Here is a 16,223-nt window from a genome sequence, read left to right as displayed (position 1 = left end):
ACTTCACACTCTTACTATCCAGCCAGAGCCTGCACAGTATGCCTCACAGCGTCCGCAGACCAGTCCATGTTCCCGATGGACTCTGCCACGACCTCGCCTTTGCCGTTCAGGATCAGCGAACGCGGCACACCGTGAAGGGACATGATATCCGGCGTCAGTTCCTTGAGGTCATCCGGGCGAACCTGCCGGACGGACTGCACCAGAGCCGCCTGATCCGCCATCTCCATCATCACGCCAGACACCGGATCAACCAGCAGCGGCAGGGCATCGATCCCGTGCGCGTCATAGAACGCCCGGACTTTCGGAACCGTACTGCCACGCACAGCCACGGCCACGATCTGCGGTCCATCCGCACCCAGAGCCTTGGCCGTTGCATTCACCGAAGGCAGTTCCCGGATGCAGGGCGGGCACCAGGTTGCCCAGAAATGCAGGATAAACGGCTTGCCGTACCAGTGCGACAGCGGCACGTCCTGCCCCTGCTCGTTCTGCACGCTCAGCGACGGCAGAACCTTTGGCGTGGCCAGTTTGCCAAAAGAGTTCGGCTCAAATGCCAGCCCCTTGCCAGCCTCTTCCTTTTCGGCTGCCGCGAGGGCCCGCCCCGAAACCAGAAAGGCTCCGGCCCCGCCCAGAAGATGACGACGCGTCAGGGGAAAACCCATGTTGGAAGTCCATTCTTTCATTGGCAGCAGAATTCAGCCCCGCGTTTCGGCAAGGATCCTGTGGAGGGCGGCGGCCGCACCAGAACCGGCCCAGTCCAAGGATCCCGCAGCCGATGCCCGAACGCGGCCTACTCCATCAATCAGGAATGTTACGGGTATGGCAAGTTCCCCATGACCCATCCATGCTTTCAGATCACTGTCATTCACCGTCCAGGCAGGAAATCCGGGCACGTCGTTTTTAACCAGAAACGTCCGGACCGCCTCAGGAGAACCGCTGGAAACCGCAACCGGAACGATCGGACAGTTCACGCCCCATGCGTGCATGAACGCAGCCAGAGCCGGCAGTTCATGCCGACAGGGCGGGCACCATGTCGCCCAGACATGCAGCAGAAAAGGCGACCCGCGACGGGAAAGCAGCGATTCCCGCGCGCCATCCGGTCCGGCAAGACCGAACCCGACAGGCTCCAGCATCGGCCGCCCCGGAACCAGACTGGCGACCGGTGCACCATGACGCACCACCAGACCCGCCAGCCGTGACGCCCCGAAACCTGCCACAACAGCCAGCCCCACCGTCCCCCAGACAACATTCCGCCGGCTGACAGGAGACGTTTTCATGCAGGTTTGGGCGCCTGAAGGCCGGACAGGATTTTTTCCAGTGCGGCCTGAGCGTCCGGCGCATTCCAGGCCATCTCCCCTTCAACGCTGGCCCGCAGACGGCCCTGCGCATCAATCACGCAGGTCATGGGCAGGCTCGGCTCGCCGGAAGTGAACCACTGGGAAAACTCATGCTGCCCCAGCGTCCAGGGCGCGATATGCGGCAGATTGCCCTGCGCCAGAAACATCATGACCTTCGGCAGCGGACTGGCCACGCCAACCGGGATCACAGGAACCGCCGAACCGGTTTTTTCGAGAAATGCATTCAGCGCAGGCAGTTCGAGCCTGCACGGCGGGCACCATGTTGCCCAAAGATGAAGGATGAATGGCCGTCCCCGCATCGTGGACAACGCAAGAGACGTCCCACCCGGCCCCAAGAGCTGAAAGTTCACGGGCTCAAGCTTCGGCGCACCGGGCGTGAGCGAGGGCAGCATCGGATGCACCCCCTCCGTCTCAGCGGCGCGGGCGACATTTCCCAGCCCGCAATTGCAGAGGGAAGCCGCCGCGGCTAGGCTGGCGGCTCTTCCAAGAAGGGTTCGCCGGTCGATCTGCTTCCGAATCATCTGTTTACGGTTCCCATGAAAAACGCTCCTGTCGACACACAATCAGATGCCGCTACATCCTTTGAAGGCACAGCCGCCAATCCGCAATGGGGTGGCCGCTTTGCGTCGGGCCCGGCCGCCATCATGGGCGAGATCAACGCCTCCATCGGATTTGACAAGATCCTGTGGCGACAGGACATCCGCGGCTCCCTCGCCCATGCCGCGATGCTCCAGAAAGTCGGCCTGCTGACCGAAACCGAACTGGCCGAAATCCGTCAGGGTCTGGGTGACATCGCACAGGAAATCGGCGAAGGCCGCTTCGAGTTCTCCTCGGCCCTCGAAGACATCCACATGAACATCGAGGCCCGCCTGTCCGAGCGGATCGGCGAAGCCGGCAAGCGCTTGCACACGGCGCGCTCGCGCAACGATCAGGTCGCCACCGATTTCCGCCTCTGGGTCCGCGATGCCATCGACGGCCTTCAGGAGCAGACCGCCTCCCTGATGCGCTCCCTCGCCACCCGTGCGTTGGAACATGCCGCAACGCCGATGCCGGGCTTCACCCATCTTCAGGTCGCCCAGCCCGTCACGTTCGGCCATCATCTTCTGGCCTATGTCGAGATGCTGTCGCGCGATCGCGGTCGCCTGCGCGACGCCCGTGCGCGTCTGAATGAATGTCCGCTCGGCTCGGCGGCCCTTGCCGGTACGTCCTTCCCGATCGACCGCCGCATGACAGCCGCAGCGCTGGATTTCGACCGCCCGACCGCCAATTCGCTCGACGCCGTCTCAGACCGTGACTTCGCGCTCGAATTCCTCTCCGCACTGTCGCTCCAGGCCATGCACCTGTCGCGTCTGGCCGAGGAAATCGTGATGTGGGCCTCCGCCCCCTTCGGTTTTATCACGCTGTCCGATGCCTTCACGACCGGCTCGTCCATCATGCCGCAGAAGCGCAACCCGGACGCCGCCGAACTCGTCCGCGCCAAGATCGGCCGCATCATGGGCGATTTCGTGGGCCTGCTGACGGTCATGAAGGGCCTGCCGCTCGCCTATGCCAAGGACACGCAGAAAGACAAGGAACCCGTCTTCGACGCCACCGAAGCCATGACGCTCTCGCTAGCCGCCATGGACGGCATGATCCGCGACCTGAAAGCCAACACCGCTCGGATGCGCGAAGTGGCGGGCATGGGCTTCTCCACCGCCACCGATCTTGCCGACTGGCTGGTCCGCGAACTGCGCGTCCCCTTCCGCACCGCCCATCACGTCACCGGCCGTCTGGTTGGCATGGCGGAGCAGAAAGGCTGCGATCTGGCCGATCTGTCGCTTGAAGACATGCAGTCCGTCGAACCGCAGATCAACAGGGGCGTTTTCGATGTTCTGACCGTCGAAGCGTCTCTGGCATCCCGTACCAGCGAAGGCGGCACTGCCCCGGCCAATGTGAAGCATCAGGCCGAAGCCTGGCTCGCCAAACTCGGAGAAACCGCATGAAAACACTGCTGCTCGTCAGCATGGCAGTCATGGCGCTTGGCCTGACCGCCTGCGGCAAGAAAGGCGCCCCGCACGCCCCGGGCCCCTCGCAGGACATCACCTATCCGGGCGTCTACCCGCCGGAATAAAGCCCTGTCGGCAGGCTCGCCTCCAGAGCCTGCCGCACCAGTGGATGCTCCAACACCTGCCGGGTCGTCCAGCCCGCCTGCCGCAGAACCCGCACCCCTTCCGCGCCATCCCGCTTGGACAGTTTGTGTCCCGCTGCATCCAGAATAAGCGCGTGATGCGCATAAGCCGGTTCCGGCCAGCCCATCAGGTCCTGCAACACCCGCTGGACTGACGTCGCCTCATACAGATCCCGCCCCCGCGTCACGGTCGTCACCCCCTCAAGCGCATCGTCATGCGTAACGCACAGATGATACGACACACCTGTATCCCGCCGCGCCAGAACAATATCGCCGAACGCATCAGCCTTCCCGGCAACGCGCCCGTGCCCGGCCTTATGCCAGCCCGGCACGTCCTGCAACACATCCAGCGCCCGCCCCATATCGAGCCGCCAGACCGGATCACGCCCCTGCTCTTCCCGCGCTGCGCCATGCCGGCAGGTGCCCGGATAAACAAGGCTCCCATCCGGCGCGACCTGTGTTGCAGCCTCGGCAATCTCCCGTCGCGTGCAGAAACACGGATAGAGCAGCCCCCGCTCCCGAAGGTTGGCCAGCACGGCATGATACTCCGCCAGATGCTCCGACTGCTGCCGGACCGGCCCATCTGACGACAACCCAAGCCAGTCCAGATCCTCACGCAGAGCCTGTGTCAGTTCCGGCGTACAGCGCGTCGTATCAATATCCTCGATACGAATCAGAAACTTTCCAGCCTCTCCAGCCATGATCCGCGAATACAGCCCCGAGACCACATGCCCCAGATGCAGAAATCCCGTGGGACTCGGCGCAAATCGTGTCGTGGCGGGAGGCGTCATGAATGTGTCACCAGCGTTTGCTTGCGGTCTACGCAGTTTACTGGAATAGTTTTCTCAAAGAAGCCGACGACACGTGTTTTCCCGCTGTTTGTCCCGTTTTCATTCGGCGCCGTAATCCCCGCATGTGTCGTCCTTGCAGAAAGGATGCGTGTGGTGTCCGTCAGCGGTCAGCATTTTCCGGCTCTTGTCCTGAACGCGGATTTCCGTCCGCTGTCCTATTTCCCGCTCTCGCTCTGGTCCTGGCAGGAAGCCGTCAAGGCCGTCTTCCTCGACCGCGTCTCGGTCCTCTCCGAATATGAGGACGCCGTCGTCCACTCCCCCAGCCAGAGCATGCGTCTGCCCAGCGTCATCGCGCTGAAAGACTATATTCCGACGGCCCGTAAACCGGCCTTCACCCGTTTCAACGTTTTCCTGCGGGACAATTTCTCGTGTCAGTACTGCCATGACCGATTGCCTACGCACGAACTGACCTTCGATCACGTCATCCCCCGCGCCCGCGGAGGCCGCACAACCTGGGAAAACGTCGTCACCGCCTGCAGCCCCTGCAACCTGCTCAAGGGCTCAAAACTGCCAAGCGAACTGGGCATGCACCCGCATCGAAAACCCGTTCAGCCCAGCAGCCGCCTCCTTCAGGAAAACGGCCGGACCTTCCCGCCGCATTATCTTCATGAAAGCTGGCGCGATTATCTGTACTGGAATACCGAACTCGAAACCTGAGCACACGTTCAGTCAGTCCAACTTCTGCAAGGATGGACTTCCATGCGTACTGGACTTCTGCTGACGACACTGGCGCTTGGCCTGTCGGTAACCGCCCTGCCCGCTTCCGCGGAAACGATGCATCTCTTCGGCTCCTTCAAGGGCGAACATGGTGCGACCGCCCCCATCAAGGGCTCGGCATCCGCAATGCTGGATACCACCAAGAATACCCTGACCTACCGTTTCGAAGATAACGGCTTGTCCGGCCCCGTGACGGCAGCCCATCTGCATGGCCCGGCTCCGGACGGTCAGGACGCTGGCGTCCTCGCCCCGATCAACGGCCCCTACACGACCCGTATGACCGGCACGCTCCAGCTCACGCCGGATCAGGTCAAGGAAGTCCAGGCCGGACAGACCTACATCAACCTCCACACAGCAAAATTTCCGGACGGAGAAGCCCGAGCCCAGCTCACGACCGAAATGACCGGCCACAAGCATCACATGGAATAAGCGCCTTCTGATTCGCATATAAAAAAGGCCTGCCCCGCAAGGGACAGGCCTTTTTTCATAGCCGGAACCGAAGCTCCAAACGGATTCCTCACTGACCCGACGCGTCGGTTTTAGCGTCCGGCGCTTTGTCCGAAGTCCTCGGATCAAGGTCATGAGCAGTCCTCTTCGTCCAGGCGCCCGTATCGTGAACTACTTCCTTCGTGCCGTTCTTGGTGGCCTTCCAGCCCTTTTCACTTTCCCGGCCTGTCCAGTGCGCAGCATGGGAGACACCATTCTTCGTGGCATCCCAGCCCTTCTCACTCTGTTTTCTCGTCCAGTCGGCAGCATCGGACGTCCCATGACGGACCGAAGCCCAGGACTGACGCACGCTGCGGCAAAGATCGGTCTCACAGGGCTTCTCGGCAGTATCAGCCGCCATGGCCGTCGGCATCAGGACCACACCCGCCACGAGCAGCGAAGCAGAAAAAGAAAGAAACCGGATCGACATCAGGATCATCCTTGTTTTGAAAGATTTCACACTGTCACTCCCCGAAGATCCGGACAAGTCCGACATCTCCCTTCGGAAATCACGGCAAAGAAAAACCCCGCATCGCTGCGGGGTTCCCAAAAGTTTCTACCGACCGATTGAATGCAGGATCATTCCCACTCAATCGTACCCGGCGGTTTGGACGTAATATCGTAAGTCACGCGGTTGATGCCACGAACCTCATTGACAATGCGACCAGCCACCCGGTTCAGGAATGCGAAGTCGAACGGGTAGACTTCCGCCGTCATGCCATCCGTGCTGGTCACGGCGCGCAGGGCACAGGCCTGATCATAGGTCCGGCCATCGCCCATGACACCGACCGTGCGCACCGGAAGCAGAACCGCAAAAGCCTGCCAGATCGCATCGTACAGACCGGCCCGACGGATTTCTTCAAGATAGATCGCGTCCACCTTGCGCAGAAGATCCAGCTTTTCCTTGGTGACATCACCCGGAATACGGATCGCCAATCCCGGCCCCGGGAACGGATGCCGCCCGACAATGCTCTCCGGAATACCCAGCTCACGGCCAAGCATACGGACCTCGTCCTTGAACAGCTCACGCAGCGGCTCGACCAGTTCCATATTCATGCGGTCTGGCAGACCGCCGACATTGTGGTGAGACTTGATGGTCACGGACGGGCCACCCGAGAAGCTCACGCTCTCAATCACGTCCGGGTACAGCGTACCCTGCGCCAGGAACTGCGCGCCACCCAGCTTTGCAGCTTCTTCCTCGAAGACCTCGATAAACAGACGGCCGATCGTCTTGCGCTTGACCTCGGGGTCCGTCACGCCAGCCAGTTCCTTCAGGAACAGCTCGGAGGCGTCACGATGGACAAGACGGATATTGAAGCGGCCACGGAACGTCTTGACGACCTCATCCGCCTCACCCGTGCGCATGATTCCCGGATCGACGAAAATGCAGGTCAGCTGATCGCCGATCGCATCATGGATCAGCTTGGCCGCAACAGAGCTGTCCACACCACCCGACAGACCACAGATCACGCGGCCCGAACCGACCTGCTTGCGTATGCGGGCGATTTCCAGGTCGCGGAAACCCGCCATCGTCCAGGTTCCGCTGCAACCCGCAACGTTGTGCGTGAAGTTGCGGATCAGCGCGGCGCCATGCGGCGTGTGCACAACTTCCGGATGGAACTGCACGCCATACAGACGACGCCCCTCATCCGCGATGATCGCGAACGGTGCGCCTTCGGAATGGGCAACGGCACGGAAGCCCGGCGGAAGCTTCGTGACGCGGTCGCCATGGCTCATCCAAACCTGCTCACGCTTGCCGCGCGCCCAGACGCCCCGGAACAGCGAGCAATCCTCGGCAATATCGATATAGGCGCGACCGAACTCGCGGTGCTCGTGACTCTCGACCTTGCCACCCAGCATCTGGCACATCGCCTGCTGGCCATAGCAGATCCCCAGCACGGGGCGGTTCAGCGCGAAGACCACATCCGGAATCGGTGGTGCATTCTCGTCATGCACACTGGCCGGGCTGCCGGACAGGATGATGCCGCGCGGATTGAATGCGCGGATCTTCTCTTCCGTTGCCGTGAACGGCCAGATCTCGCAGTAAACGCCGCTTTCGCGGACGCGGCGCGCAATAAGCTGCGTCACCTGGCTGCCGAAATCCAGAATGAGGATACGGTCTTCGTGAAGGGTTTCGTCGAGCTTTTCGACGGTGCTGGCGTCCTGCTGGGTCAATGTCATGGCCTCGCGTTCCGGTTTCATGGTGCCTTTTGAGGCTCTCCTATAAGGTGTTGTGTCGTCTGCGTCATCCATTCTGCAACAAGGAACAGGACCAACATGCGCCTGCCAGCACTTTTCGCCCTCTCCGCCACGGCTCTGCTTGCGGCCTGTGCCGGAACTCCGGACCCCGGCAATGATCCAACCGGCTCATGGGTTGGCGCACTCGTTGCCGATCAGGGCACCTGCCCGACCGAGCGCCCCTCGACGCTCCGCATCCGCGGCAAGGAAATTCTTTTTACGCCAGCTGACGGCTCGCAGGTCCTGCATGGAACCTATACGCCCGGAAATCATCACTATCATGCCGAGCTTGCCATGACGGATATGAACCATCACGAGACCGCCGTCGTCTTCAACGGCTACCCTGTCGGACAGGCCATCGGCGGCATTTTCGGCTCACCATCCTGCCGCGCGCATATCACCATGACGCGAAACTGAAATTTTTTCCAAAGCGGGGTTGTCAGGTCAGTTAAGCCTCTGTAAAACCCCGCCTCACAGCGCACCCGTAGCTCAACTGGATAGAGCACCAGACTACGAATCTGGGGGTTAGAGGTTCAAGTCCTTTCGGGTGCACCAGTCTTCCTTTTCGGCAAGACTTCTACAATGTGTCCGCACCCGTAGCTCAACTGGATAGAGCACCAGACTACGAATCTGGGGGTTAGAGGTTCAAGTCCTTTCGGGTGCACCACATTGCTTTCCCCTCTTTATAATCTGCCAGCAATTCAGTGCCGGACCCGCTCCAGGCAGCGATAGACCTCGTCCCATTCATAGGGCTTGGCCAGAAACATCGTGCCACCCGGCAATCGGCCCAGATCCTGAACACGCGTCCCTGACGTCAGAACGACGCCGACGTCAGGGCGCCTTTCATGGATGACGCGGGCCAAATCCACACCATCCATATCGCCAGGCATGTTCACGTCCGAGAAAATCGTGCCGATATCCGGATGTCGTTCGAGCATTTCCAGAGCCTCGCTGGCATCCCCGGCAAGAGAGGCCTCATAGCCAGCTTCTTCAAGCATATCCGCAGCAAGAAAACGCAGCAGCGCCTGATCCTCGACAACGAGGACATGCTTGCGGTTGACCTTTCTATGCTCCCCGCGTGATCCTCCTTTCGGAGTTAACCGGGACGCTGTCGCCTTCATGGGCATGGCATACATGGCAATCACCTTTGGGGTTTGAAAAACCTGTAACACCCTTTTGGGGTTCTGCCTGTGCAACGTCATGACCGGGCCAATGTTTGCATGCGTTAATTCTGTCTGACGTGCAGTCCGTGCATGGCAACCCGGATCATTCTCGAAAATCTCAGTGCGGCAGCGGCGCTGCAAATCCGCCACGCTCCGCTGTCGCCAACACGTCGATCCCCACAATACCCCACGTCCCGTCACTTTGCCGGACCAGCAGCGGCCCACCGCTGTCACCATGTGTTGCAGAACAGTCGTGATGGATCAGCCGATTAACAGCTAACCCATTGATCTGACACGCAGTATCACCATACGGAACTTCTGCCCGGTCCTGCGGATATCCGACCAGCATGGCCGACGCGCCCATCTGGACCTCGCCATAGGGCACGAGATCCCCGGACGTGACGACTGGTCGATCCAGAATCAGAGTGGCCCGGTCTTCAGACGCCGTGCCTCCTTCATTGTCAGGATCGTATCCGGGGGCAATAACAAAGTGTGTCACCTGCGCATGAAGCCGGTACTGGCCCATCACATAGCCCATCAGGACATGCACATCCCCGGGCTGGATATAATGCCGGGTGGCAGGCAGCCACAGACAGTGCGCCGCCGTGACCATCACGGTTGGCGCCACGGCAAATCCCGTACAGCGTCCACCCAGCGCCGTCTGGACACGGCCGAGAATCCGCCAGGGCGCCACGTTCACGTCCACCACGCTGCGATGACTGTCAGGACCCAGTCCCGGCAATGCCACAGCCGGAGCGGCCATCGCCCCTCCCCCTGACAGACAGACCATCAGCAGCGCAGCGGCGCGTCTCATCCCAGATGATCCGGCCCGAACGCATCGGGCAGAAGCTCGGACAGCGTCCGGGTCATAAGCATGTCTCCCTTAGGCGAGATCATGTGAATCCGCAGATCCGGAAGCCCGAATTCCCGCAGTTTCTGCCGGCATCCCCCACATGGCGTGCACGGCGCATCCCCACCCACGATCACGATTTCCTCAATGCGACGTCCGCCGCCCCGCACCATGGCAGCAATCGCCCCGGCCTCGGCACAGGTCCCCAGCGGATAGGCCGCATTCTCGACATTGCAGCCGGAATGGACAACGCCCTCACAGCGCAATGCGGCGCCAACCTGAAAGCGCGAATAGGGTGCGTAAGCACGCGAACGGGCCTCAAGGGCCTCTCGGATCAGTTCCTGTATCATGCCAATGACATTATCCCCTGCGGGTTCAGCTTGGAACATGCTTCCAAGAGCGATACGGTAGTAACATCATGAGTGCACCGCTTCCTTCCGATCCCGCTACCGACCCGTCCTTCTCCGATATGCTGGAAACCCGTCCCTCACTGAAGATGGACGCACGGGACGGCCTGCTGTTCGAAGGCGTGCCCCTGCACGTCATCGCAGCTGCCGTCGGAACACCGTGCTGGATCACGGGCGCCAAAACGCTCCGGCGTCGCGCAAAAGCCCTGCGCGCCGCGTTCGCGGCCCGGAACCTACCGGTGAACATGCATTTCGCCATGAAGTCGCAGGACCATCAGGCCACCCTGACCATCCTGCGCCAGTGCGGCTACGGCGTGGACATCGTCAGCGGTGGCGAAATGCAGCGCGCGCTTCATGCCGGGATCCAGCCCTCGGGCATCGTGTTCTCCGGCGTCGGCAAATCCGATGCGGAACTGCGGGCCGCTGTCGAGCACGAGATCGCACAAATCAATGTCGAGAGCGTCGAGGAACTCTACCGTCTGGACGACATCGCCCGCGCCTGTGGCCTCGTCGCGCGCGCCGCCCTGCGCGTCAATCCGGACGTGGATGCCGATACCCATGACAAGATTTCCACCGGCCGCGCCGGAGACAAGTTCGGCATCGAGCATCGCCGCGCCGTCGCCCTGTATGGTGAAGCCGCCAGCCTGAAGAATGTCCGCCTCGTCGGCCTGGCCGTCCATCTCGGCAGCCAGATGCTCACCGCAGGCCCCTTCCGCGAAAGCTATAGCCGACTGGCCGACATGGTCCGCGAAATCCGCGCCGCCGGTCATACCGTTGAAGCCGTGGACTGTGGCGGGGGGCTGGGCATCCGCTACCGGGACGAAATCGCGCCCTCACCCGACATGCTCGCCGGCGTCATCGCCGAGACACTGGGCGATCTCGACGTCCGCCTCAGCATCGAACCCGGCCGCTGGCTCTCCGCCCCCACCGGCATCCTGCTGACCCGGGTGATCGAAACCAAGGCTGGCAATCCCGATTTCGTCGTACTCGACGCTGCCATGAACGATCTCGCCCGCCCGTCCCTTTATGAATCATGGCACGGCATCATGCCCGTCGCCCCGAGCGGCCTGACCAGCCCCACGAAACTCTCGGACATCGTGGGTCCGGTCTGCGAAAGCAGCGATATCTTCGCCCGCGACCGCGCCCTGCCTGCGGAGACAAAGCGCGGCGACCTGATCGCTCTGCTCGATACCGGCGCTTACGGCTCGGTCATGAGCTCGACCTATAATACCCGCCCGCTTGCAGCACAGGTCCTGATCGACAACGGAAAATGGGAGATCATCCGTCAGCGCCAGAGCGTTGCGGAACTGATTGCAGCCGAAACCGTTCCGGAATGGCTGACAGCTAAGGACGACCATGGCTGAGCCAAACCCGGCCCTCCACCTCAAAGCCCTGCGCCGGAAAGCCCAGCGTGTCCTGTGGTGGGAACGCGTCTGGGCCCCCCTGCGCTGGCCCCTGCTGCTGGTCGCGTTCTACGTTCTGGCCTGTCTTGCGCGTATTCCCCAGTCCCTGCCGGACTGGCTCCATTCCCTGCTGGAAGCGGGCGTTCTCGGCACGGCCCTGTGGCTGACCATCACCGGCCTGCGCCGTGTGCCTCCCGTCAGCATTCCCGTGGCCGACCGCCGGATCGAGCAGGATTCCAAACTCGCCTACCAGCCTCTCCTCAGCCTGACCGACCGACCGGCGTTTGCAGGTAACGGCGAGCAGTCCGCCATCTGGTCCCGCCATGTCGAGCGCGTCACAGCCTCGCTCGGCACGCTCCGCGTCGGCCTTCCCCATCCTGAAACCAGCCTGCACGAGCGGCTCGCGCTCATTGCCGTTCCGCTGGCCATTGTGATTGCGGCAATTCTGGGCGGTACGCATACGCCCTCGCGTCTTCACGCAGGGCTGATCCCCGGCGTGGATGATGACAGCATTCCGCTCCCTACCCTTCAGGCCTGGATCGACCGTCCGTCCTATGCACCCGGCGCACCGATTTTCCTTTCTGCCACAGGCCACAACACACTTGACGTTCCGCAGGGCGCTATCCTGAATGCCACCATCACCGGCGCGCATGGAAAACCCGCCCTGCACGGGATCGCCGCGCCTGAACAGAACCGGCTCGACGCTGAAAGCTGGAACAGCCACGGCACGCTCCAGCAGTCCGGCACCATCAGCATCGTCGTCCGTGGCCGGACCCTTGGCTCATGGCGCGTAAAAGTCGAACCCGATCTGCCGCCCACCGTCACCTGGGACGGCAAACCCGGCCCGCAGAAAGACGACTGGCGCACCGGCCTGCCCTGGCACGTCCATCAGACCTATGGCGTCGCTTCGCTTGAAGCCGAGATCAACCTTCCCGGCCTGACCCGGGGCCGCATCCTGCGCGTTCCCATTCCGCTCGACGGACAGCCCAAGGATGCGAAAGGCGTCGCCACGCCAGACCTTTCCTCCGATCCGTTCGCCGGAATGGAAGTCGAAGGCCGCCTGCATACCAAGAGCGCGTCAGGCCGCGAAAGCCGCAGCGATATCGTCAAATTCCAGATCGCCGCCCGCAAGTTCACCGATCCGCTGGCCCGCGCCCTCGTCGCCCTGCGCCGCCGCCTCATGCTCGGCCAGCAGCGCGCCTCGCAGGCCGCAGCCGAACTGAACCTTCTGACGCAGACGACTGACGAACGCGCCATCCTTGCAGCCCTCGGCCTTGAGATCGCCTCGCTCCAGAAAGACGCCCCTGATGGCTCGGCGGACCGTGTGCCCGGCGAACTCTGGGCGCTGGCGCTTTATCTGGACGATCTGCGCCGCGACGGTCCCGACATTGCAGATGCCGCAGCCGAAGTCCGCGCCGCCCAGCAGGGCGTGCAGCAGCAACTCGACCACATGCGTGACCTCGGCGACAAGGGCCACACTCTTCCTGAACAGGAAGAACTCCAGCGCCGAACACAGGCTCTCAAGGATGCCCTGAACCGCCGGATGCAGCTCCTGTTCTCGCGCGCCGCCCAGAGCGGCATCGTCATGCCACAGTCCGGAACCAGCTCGGCCGATCCGTTCTCGGACGAAATGCGCCGTCTCCAGTCCGAAGCCAATCAGGGTCATGGCGACGAAGCTCTCAAGCGCCTCCAGCAGATGGAAGACATGGCCGAGCGTATGCGTCAGGCCAGCCCCGAGGATCTCAAGGCTCTTGCCGAACAGATGAAGGCGCAGGCCGAAGCCCGTGCCCAGCGCGCGGCCCTGCATGATCTCGTCCACCGCGAAACCACCCTGCTCGACCACACGCAGTTCCGTCTCTCGGCAGCGCAGAAGGCCGCGGCTCCGCCCGATGACGGCAGCCGCCCGGATGTCAGCCAGATGTCCACGGCCGACCTGCTGCGCCAGCTCGGCATGCAGCCCCCGCCCGGCATGGATCAGCCTACGGACGCCAAGCCGCCCGCTCCGGTCGATCCGGCCACGGTCGCCGCCCAGTCCGACGGACGCCGCGCAGACCATGCCCTGCAACGCGCGCTACAGCGCGTGAACGACATCCTGAGTCACCGCGTCAAAGACCTGACCGGCAAACCCGCCACAGCCTTCGACAAGGCCAAAACGGACATGAAGACCGCCCGCGAAGCCCTCGCGGACCGCAAGGACGCGGAGGCCCAGACAGCCGAGCAGAAAGTCCTCGCCGATCTGTCCGAAGCCGGAAAGCAGATGCGCCAGAACCAGAAATCCGGCGGATCGGGCAAGGGTCAGGGCGGCAGCCTGAGCTTCATCCCATCTGGCGGCGCGGGAGGTTCCGGCAAACCCCAGCATGGCGCGAAAGGCCAGCAGGGCGATGACGGCGACCAACCCCAGGCCGGTGACGAAGACGGTGATGACGACGACCAGAAAGATCAGGATCCGCTGGGCCGCAAACTGGGCGAAGGCGACAAGGGCAAGGATTCCGACGCCCATATCCCGGACAAAAGCGCCCGTGACCGCGCCCGCGACATCGAGCGCGAACTCCGCCGCCGCGCCTCGGACCGCACCCGCCCGCAAAGCGAACTGGACTATCTGGAGCGGCTCCTCAAATCGTTCTGACATAAAAAAAGCCCGGCGCCGTCATGGCACCGGGCTTTTTCAATTCAGCTTCGGACATATCCCAGCGGGATGGCTGAATCCCGCTGAAACCCGCCGCTTCCCCGTTACGGAATACGATAGAACGGATTAGGCAGCAGAAAGCCTTTCTTCGCATGACCACCCGCCAGATCGGACGGCTGATCCCCGAGGCTTGCGATGATCGTGTAGCCCTTGCGCTCGATCCGCTCCCGCGTCGGGGTCTTGTATCGTGCCGCATAGCCATGAGACGTCATCGGCCGCAGATACAGCCCGTCCCAGTGCTGGATGCCGGCCAGATGCAGGTTCCGCTCCGTCGCATCACGCTCATCCTCATGCCGCCCGGTCACGAAGAAAACCGCCACATGATGGGCCTGCGCATCCTCGATCAGTCCCCGCGTGGAGGCAAATGCCGGCGCACGGCCACTTTTCTCCCAGGAATCCGCCCCGCATGGCCCCTTGGGAAGCGCGTCGCACGGACCTGACGGAATATAACCAAAACCATCCGCCCGGATCGCATCCCAGTTCGACAGCGTCGTCTCGTCGATGTCGAGCACGATCGCCGGACGTCGCGTTTTCGGCGCAGTCTCGTCAACCCACTGGCGGGCCTGTGCAACAACGACATCGAAATCGTGCTGATAGTCGCCACTATCGTGATAGGCGCTGGCGGCCAGAATGGCATCGCCCACATTCGCAGGCTGTGCGGCCAGAGCAGCCAGAGGCACCATGGCGCCACCGACAAACAGGCTGGTGGCGAGCAGGAGGGAACGGATCATGGAGGAGCCACCTTTCGTGACAGAAGAACAAGACCGACCCCGACCAGGGCCAGAGCCGTTCCGATAACGGAAACACCGCTGTAACCCAACCCCAGAGACAGCGCGATCCCTCCCAGCGCCGCGCCGATGGCATTTCCAAGATTGAACGCCCCGATATTCATGGAGGACGCCAGAGCCGGCGCATCATGCGCGGCCTGCATGACCCGCATCTGAAGTGCAGGCATCAGCGAAAACGTGGACGCCCCCCAGACCAGCGATGCAAACAGCGCGCCCGGCACCGTCTGCGCCATCCAGGGGAAAATCAGCATGATGATGCCGAGAATGGGGAAGAAAACCAGCAGACTTCCATCCAGCGACCGGTCCGCACTACGTCCACCAATGGCATTGCCGATCGAAAAGCCGACGCCCGTCAGCATGAGCGCGATCGTAATGACCGTCGGGCTTGCATGGGTAATGTGCTCAAGGATCGGTGCAATATAGGTGTAGAGAACGAACATCGCCCCTGCCCCGATCGCAGTCGTCAGCAGCGCCAGAAGCACATTGCCCTTCACGAGAACCCGCAGTTCCCGCCCGACTTCCGGCGCCGGGCCGATCTCGCGGGCCGGGAGCGCAAACTGCACGGCCAGCATCGTCACAAGCCCCAGCAGCGCCGTCACGCCAAAAGCGCTGTGCCAGCCGAAATTCAGCCCCAGCCAGGTTGCCGCCGGAACACCGATGATATTGGCGATCGTCAGCCCCATGAACATGGACGCCACGGCACTCGCCCGCCGGGAAGGCGCCACAGACAGCGAGGCCTCAACCGCACCAAGTCCGAAAAACGCCCCATGTGCCAGACTGGTCAGCACCCGGGCTGCAAAAAGCAGTTCATAACTGTAGGAAACAGCGGAGAGCAGGTTCCCCGCCACATAGAGCCCCATCAGCAGGATCAGGGCCAGCTTGCGCCGGAAACGCGCCATGAGAAGCGTGATGATAGGTGCACCAATCATCACACCCATCGCATAGGCCGTCACCAGGCCACCGGCCTTGGGGACGCTGACCTGAAGACCATGAGCGATGACGGGCAGAAGGCCCATCGGAGTAAACTCTGTCGTGCCGATGGCAAAGGCGCCAACGGCAAGCGACAGCAGGGGCCAGTTTGGTGGCGATTTCGCTGCCAGTTTCAAGACCGG

18 protein-coding genes and 2 tRNA genes are annotated in these 16,223 nt (G+C 62.3%); 9 read left to right on the top strand and 11 right to left on the bottom strand.

Annotated features, from left to right (window positions below; all coding sequences use genetic code 11):
- Window positions 1-14: 14 nt before the first annotated feature.
- Genes HKD24_RS01375 through HKD24_RS01365 form a run of 3 tightly spaced genes read right to left on the bottom strand, consistent with a single transcriptional unit; the run spans window position 15 to window position 1,876 of the window.
- A complete protein-coding gene (locus HKD24_RS01375) occupies window positions 15-659 on the bottom strand; it encodes a TlpA disulfide reductase family protein (RefSeq protein ID WP_194258661.1) in 645 nt (214 codons plus the stop codon).
- 33 nt (window positions 660-692) lie between these two features.
- Window positions 693-1,274, bottom strand: a complete 582-nt coding sequence (locus HKD24_RS01370; RefSeq protein ID WP_194258660.1) for a TlpA disulfide reductase family protein — start codon at window positions 1,272-1,274, stop codon at window positions 693-695.
- Window positions 1,271-1,876, bottom strand: coding sequence for a TlpA family protein disulfide reductase (locus HKD24_RS01365; RefSeq protein ID WP_194258659.1), 606 nt, complete (start codon window positions 1,874-1,876; stop codon window positions 1,271-1,273). The genes HKD24_RS01370 and HKD24_RS01365 overlap by 4 nt, the downstream gene beginning before the upstream one ends.
- 15 nt (window positions 1,877-1,891) lie before the next feature.
- Between HKD24_RS01365 and argH the strand changes: the two genes are divergently transcribed.
- Together argH and HKD24_RS15435 are read left to right on the top strand one after the other, a co-directional pair.
- On the top strand, window positions 1,892-3,337 hold the full coding sequence (gene argH, locus HKD24_RS01360) for an argininosuccinate lyase (RefSeq protein ID WP_194258658.1): 1,446 nt from the start codon (window positions 1,892-1,894) through the stop codon (window positions 3,335-3,337).
- Window positions 3,334-3,465, top strand: a complete 132-nt coding sequence (locus HKD24_RS15435) for a hypothetical protein (RefSeq protein WP_263635378.1) — start codon at window positions 3,334-3,336, stop codon at window positions 3,463-3,465. Before argH ends, HKD24_RS15435 begins: the two co-directional genes overlap by 4 nt.
- On the opposite strand, the gene gluQRS is transcribed toward HKD24_RS15435, so the two are convergent.
- The gene (gene gluQRS, locus HKD24_RS01355) at window positions 3,450-4,313 is read right to left on the bottom strand and encodes a tRNA glutamyl-Q(34) synthetase GluQRS (RefSeq protein ID WP_194258657.1); all 864 of its coding nucleotides are present in this window, start codon (window positions 4,311-4,313) and stop codon (window positions 3,450-3,452) included. The two genes, HKD24_RS15435 and gluQRS, sit on opposite strands and share 16 nt — an antisense overlap.
- A gap of 144 nt (window positions 4,314-4,457) precedes the next feature.
- On the opposite strand from gluQRS, the gene HKD24_RS01350 reads away from it, so the two are divergent.
- Window positions 4,458-5,030 carry an HNH endonuclease gene (locus tag HKD24_RS01350; RefSeq protein ID WP_034953612.1) on the top strand — a complete coding sequence of 191 codons (573 nt, stop codon included), beginning with the start codon at window positions 4,458-4,460 and terminating at the stop codon, window positions 5,028-5,030.
- Window positions 5,031-5,072: 42 nt separating this feature from the next.
- Window positions 5,073-5,519: a CHRD domain-containing protein gene (locus HKD24_RS01345; protein WP_194258656.1), complete on the top strand. Its 447-nt coding sequence runs from the start codon at window positions 5,073-5,075 to the stop codon at window positions 5,517-5,519.
- A gap of 88 nt (window positions 5,520-5,607) precedes the next feature.
- On the opposite strand, the gene HKD24_RS01340 is transcribed toward HKD24_RS01345, so the two are convergent.
- Together HKD24_RS01340 and guaA are read right to left on the bottom strand one after the other, a co-directional pair.
- Window positions 5,608-6,006 carry a hypothetical protein gene (locus HKD24_RS01340; RefSeq protein ID WP_194258655.1) on the bottom strand — a complete coding sequence of 133 codons (399 nt, stop codon included), beginning with the start codon at window positions 6,004-6,006 and terminating at the stop codon, window positions 5,608-5,610.
- 149 nt (window positions 6,007-6,155) lie between these two features.
- The gene (guaA, locus tag HKD24_RS01335) at window positions 6,156-7,757 is read right to left on the bottom strand and encodes a glutamine-hydrolyzing GMP synthase (RefSeq protein WP_194258654.1); all 1,602 of its coding nucleotides are present in this window, start codon (window positions 7,755-7,757) and stop codon (window positions 6,156-6,158) included.
- A gap of 96 nt (window positions 7,758-7,853) precedes the next feature.
- On the opposite strand from guaA, the gene HKD24_RS01330 reads away from it, so the two are divergent.
- From HKD24_RS01330 to HKD24_RS01320, 3 genes are all read left to right on the top strand, one after another.
- A complete protein-coding gene (locus HKD24_RS01330) occupies window positions 7,854-8,231 on the top strand; it encodes a hypothetical protein (protein ID WP_194258653.1) in 378 nt (125 codons plus the stop codon).
- 61 nt (window positions 8,232-8,292) lie between these two features.
- Window positions 8,293-8,369: transfer RNA gene (locus HKD24_RS01325), tRNA-Arg, on the top strand.
- Between the two features lie 35 nt (window positions 8,370-8,404).
- Window positions 8,405-8,481: transfer RNA gene (locus HKD24_RS01320), tRNA-Arg, on the top strand.
- A 34-nt stretch (window positions 8,482-8,515) separates the two neighbouring features.
- On the opposite strand, the gene HKD24_RS01315 is transcribed toward HKD24_RS01320, so the two are convergent.
- The 3 genes from HKD24_RS01315 to HKD24_RS01305 form a co-directional block, all read right to left on the bottom strand.
- Window positions 8,516-8,950, bottom strand: coding sequence for a response regulator (locus HKD24_RS01315; RefSeq protein ID WP_194258652.1), 435 nt, complete (start codon window positions 8,948-8,950; stop codon window positions 8,516-8,518).
- 145 nt (window positions 8,951-9,095) lie between these two features.
- A complete protein-coding gene (locus tag HKD24_RS01310) occupies window positions 9,096-9,791 on the bottom strand; it encodes a trypsin-like serine peptidase (protein ID WP_228124082.1) in 696 nt (231 codons plus the stop codon).
- Window positions 9,788-10,177: a cytidine deaminase gene (locus HKD24_RS01305; RefSeq protein ID WP_194258728.1), complete on the bottom strand. Its 390-nt coding sequence runs from the start codon at window positions 10,175-10,177 to the stop codon at window positions 9,788-9,790. The genes HKD24_RS01310 and HKD24_RS01305 overlap by 4 nt, the downstream gene beginning before the upstream one ends.
- Window positions 10,178-10,245: 68 nt before the next feature.
- Here HKD24_RS01305 and lysA point away from each other — a divergent pair, with 68 nt between their 5' ends.
- Both lysA and HKD24_RS01295 read left to right on the top strand, forming a co-directional pair.
- On the top strand, window positions 10,246-11,598 hold the full coding sequence (lysA, locus tag HKD24_RS01300; protein WP_194258651.1) for a diaminopimelate decarboxylase: 1,353 nt from the start codon (window positions 10,246-10,248) through the stop codon (window positions 11,596-11,598).
- Window positions 11,591-14,263 (top strand): DUF4175 domain-containing protein, encoded by a 2,673-nt coding sequence (locus HKD24_RS01295; RefSeq protein ID WP_194258650.1) that lies wholly within the window; start codon window positions 11,591-11,593, stop codon window positions 14,261-14,263. The genes lysA and HKD24_RS01295 overlap by 8 nt, the downstream gene beginning before the upstream one ends.
- A 104-nt stretch (window positions 14,264-14,367) precedes the next feature.
- Here the strand turns inward: HKD24_RS01295 and HKD24_RS01290 are convergent, their stop codons facing one another.
- Window positions 14,368-15,054 carry an HAD family acid phosphatase gene (locus tag HKD24_RS01290; RefSeq protein WP_194258649.1) on the bottom strand — a complete coding sequence of 229 codons (687 nt, stop codon included), beginning with the start codon at window positions 15,052-15,054 and terminating at the stop codon, window positions 14,368-14,370.
- Complete coding sequence (locus HKD24_RS01285) at window positions 15,051-16,217, bottom strand: MFS transporter (protein ID WP_194258648.1); 1,167 nt, start codon at window positions 16,215-16,217, stop codon at window positions 15,051-15,053. Before HKD24_RS01285 ends, HKD24_RS01290 begins: the two co-directional genes overlap by 4 nt.
- Window positions 16,218-16,223: the final 6 nt, after the last annotated feature.

Source organism: Gluconobacter vitians (assembly GCF_015244565.1).
GTDB lineage: Bacteria > Pseudomonadota > Alphaproteobacteria > Acetobacterales > Acetobacteraceae > Gluconobacter > Gluconobacter vitians.
Note: the sequence above shows the minus strand (reverse complement) of the source record. Positions and strands in the feature narration are given on the sequence as shown.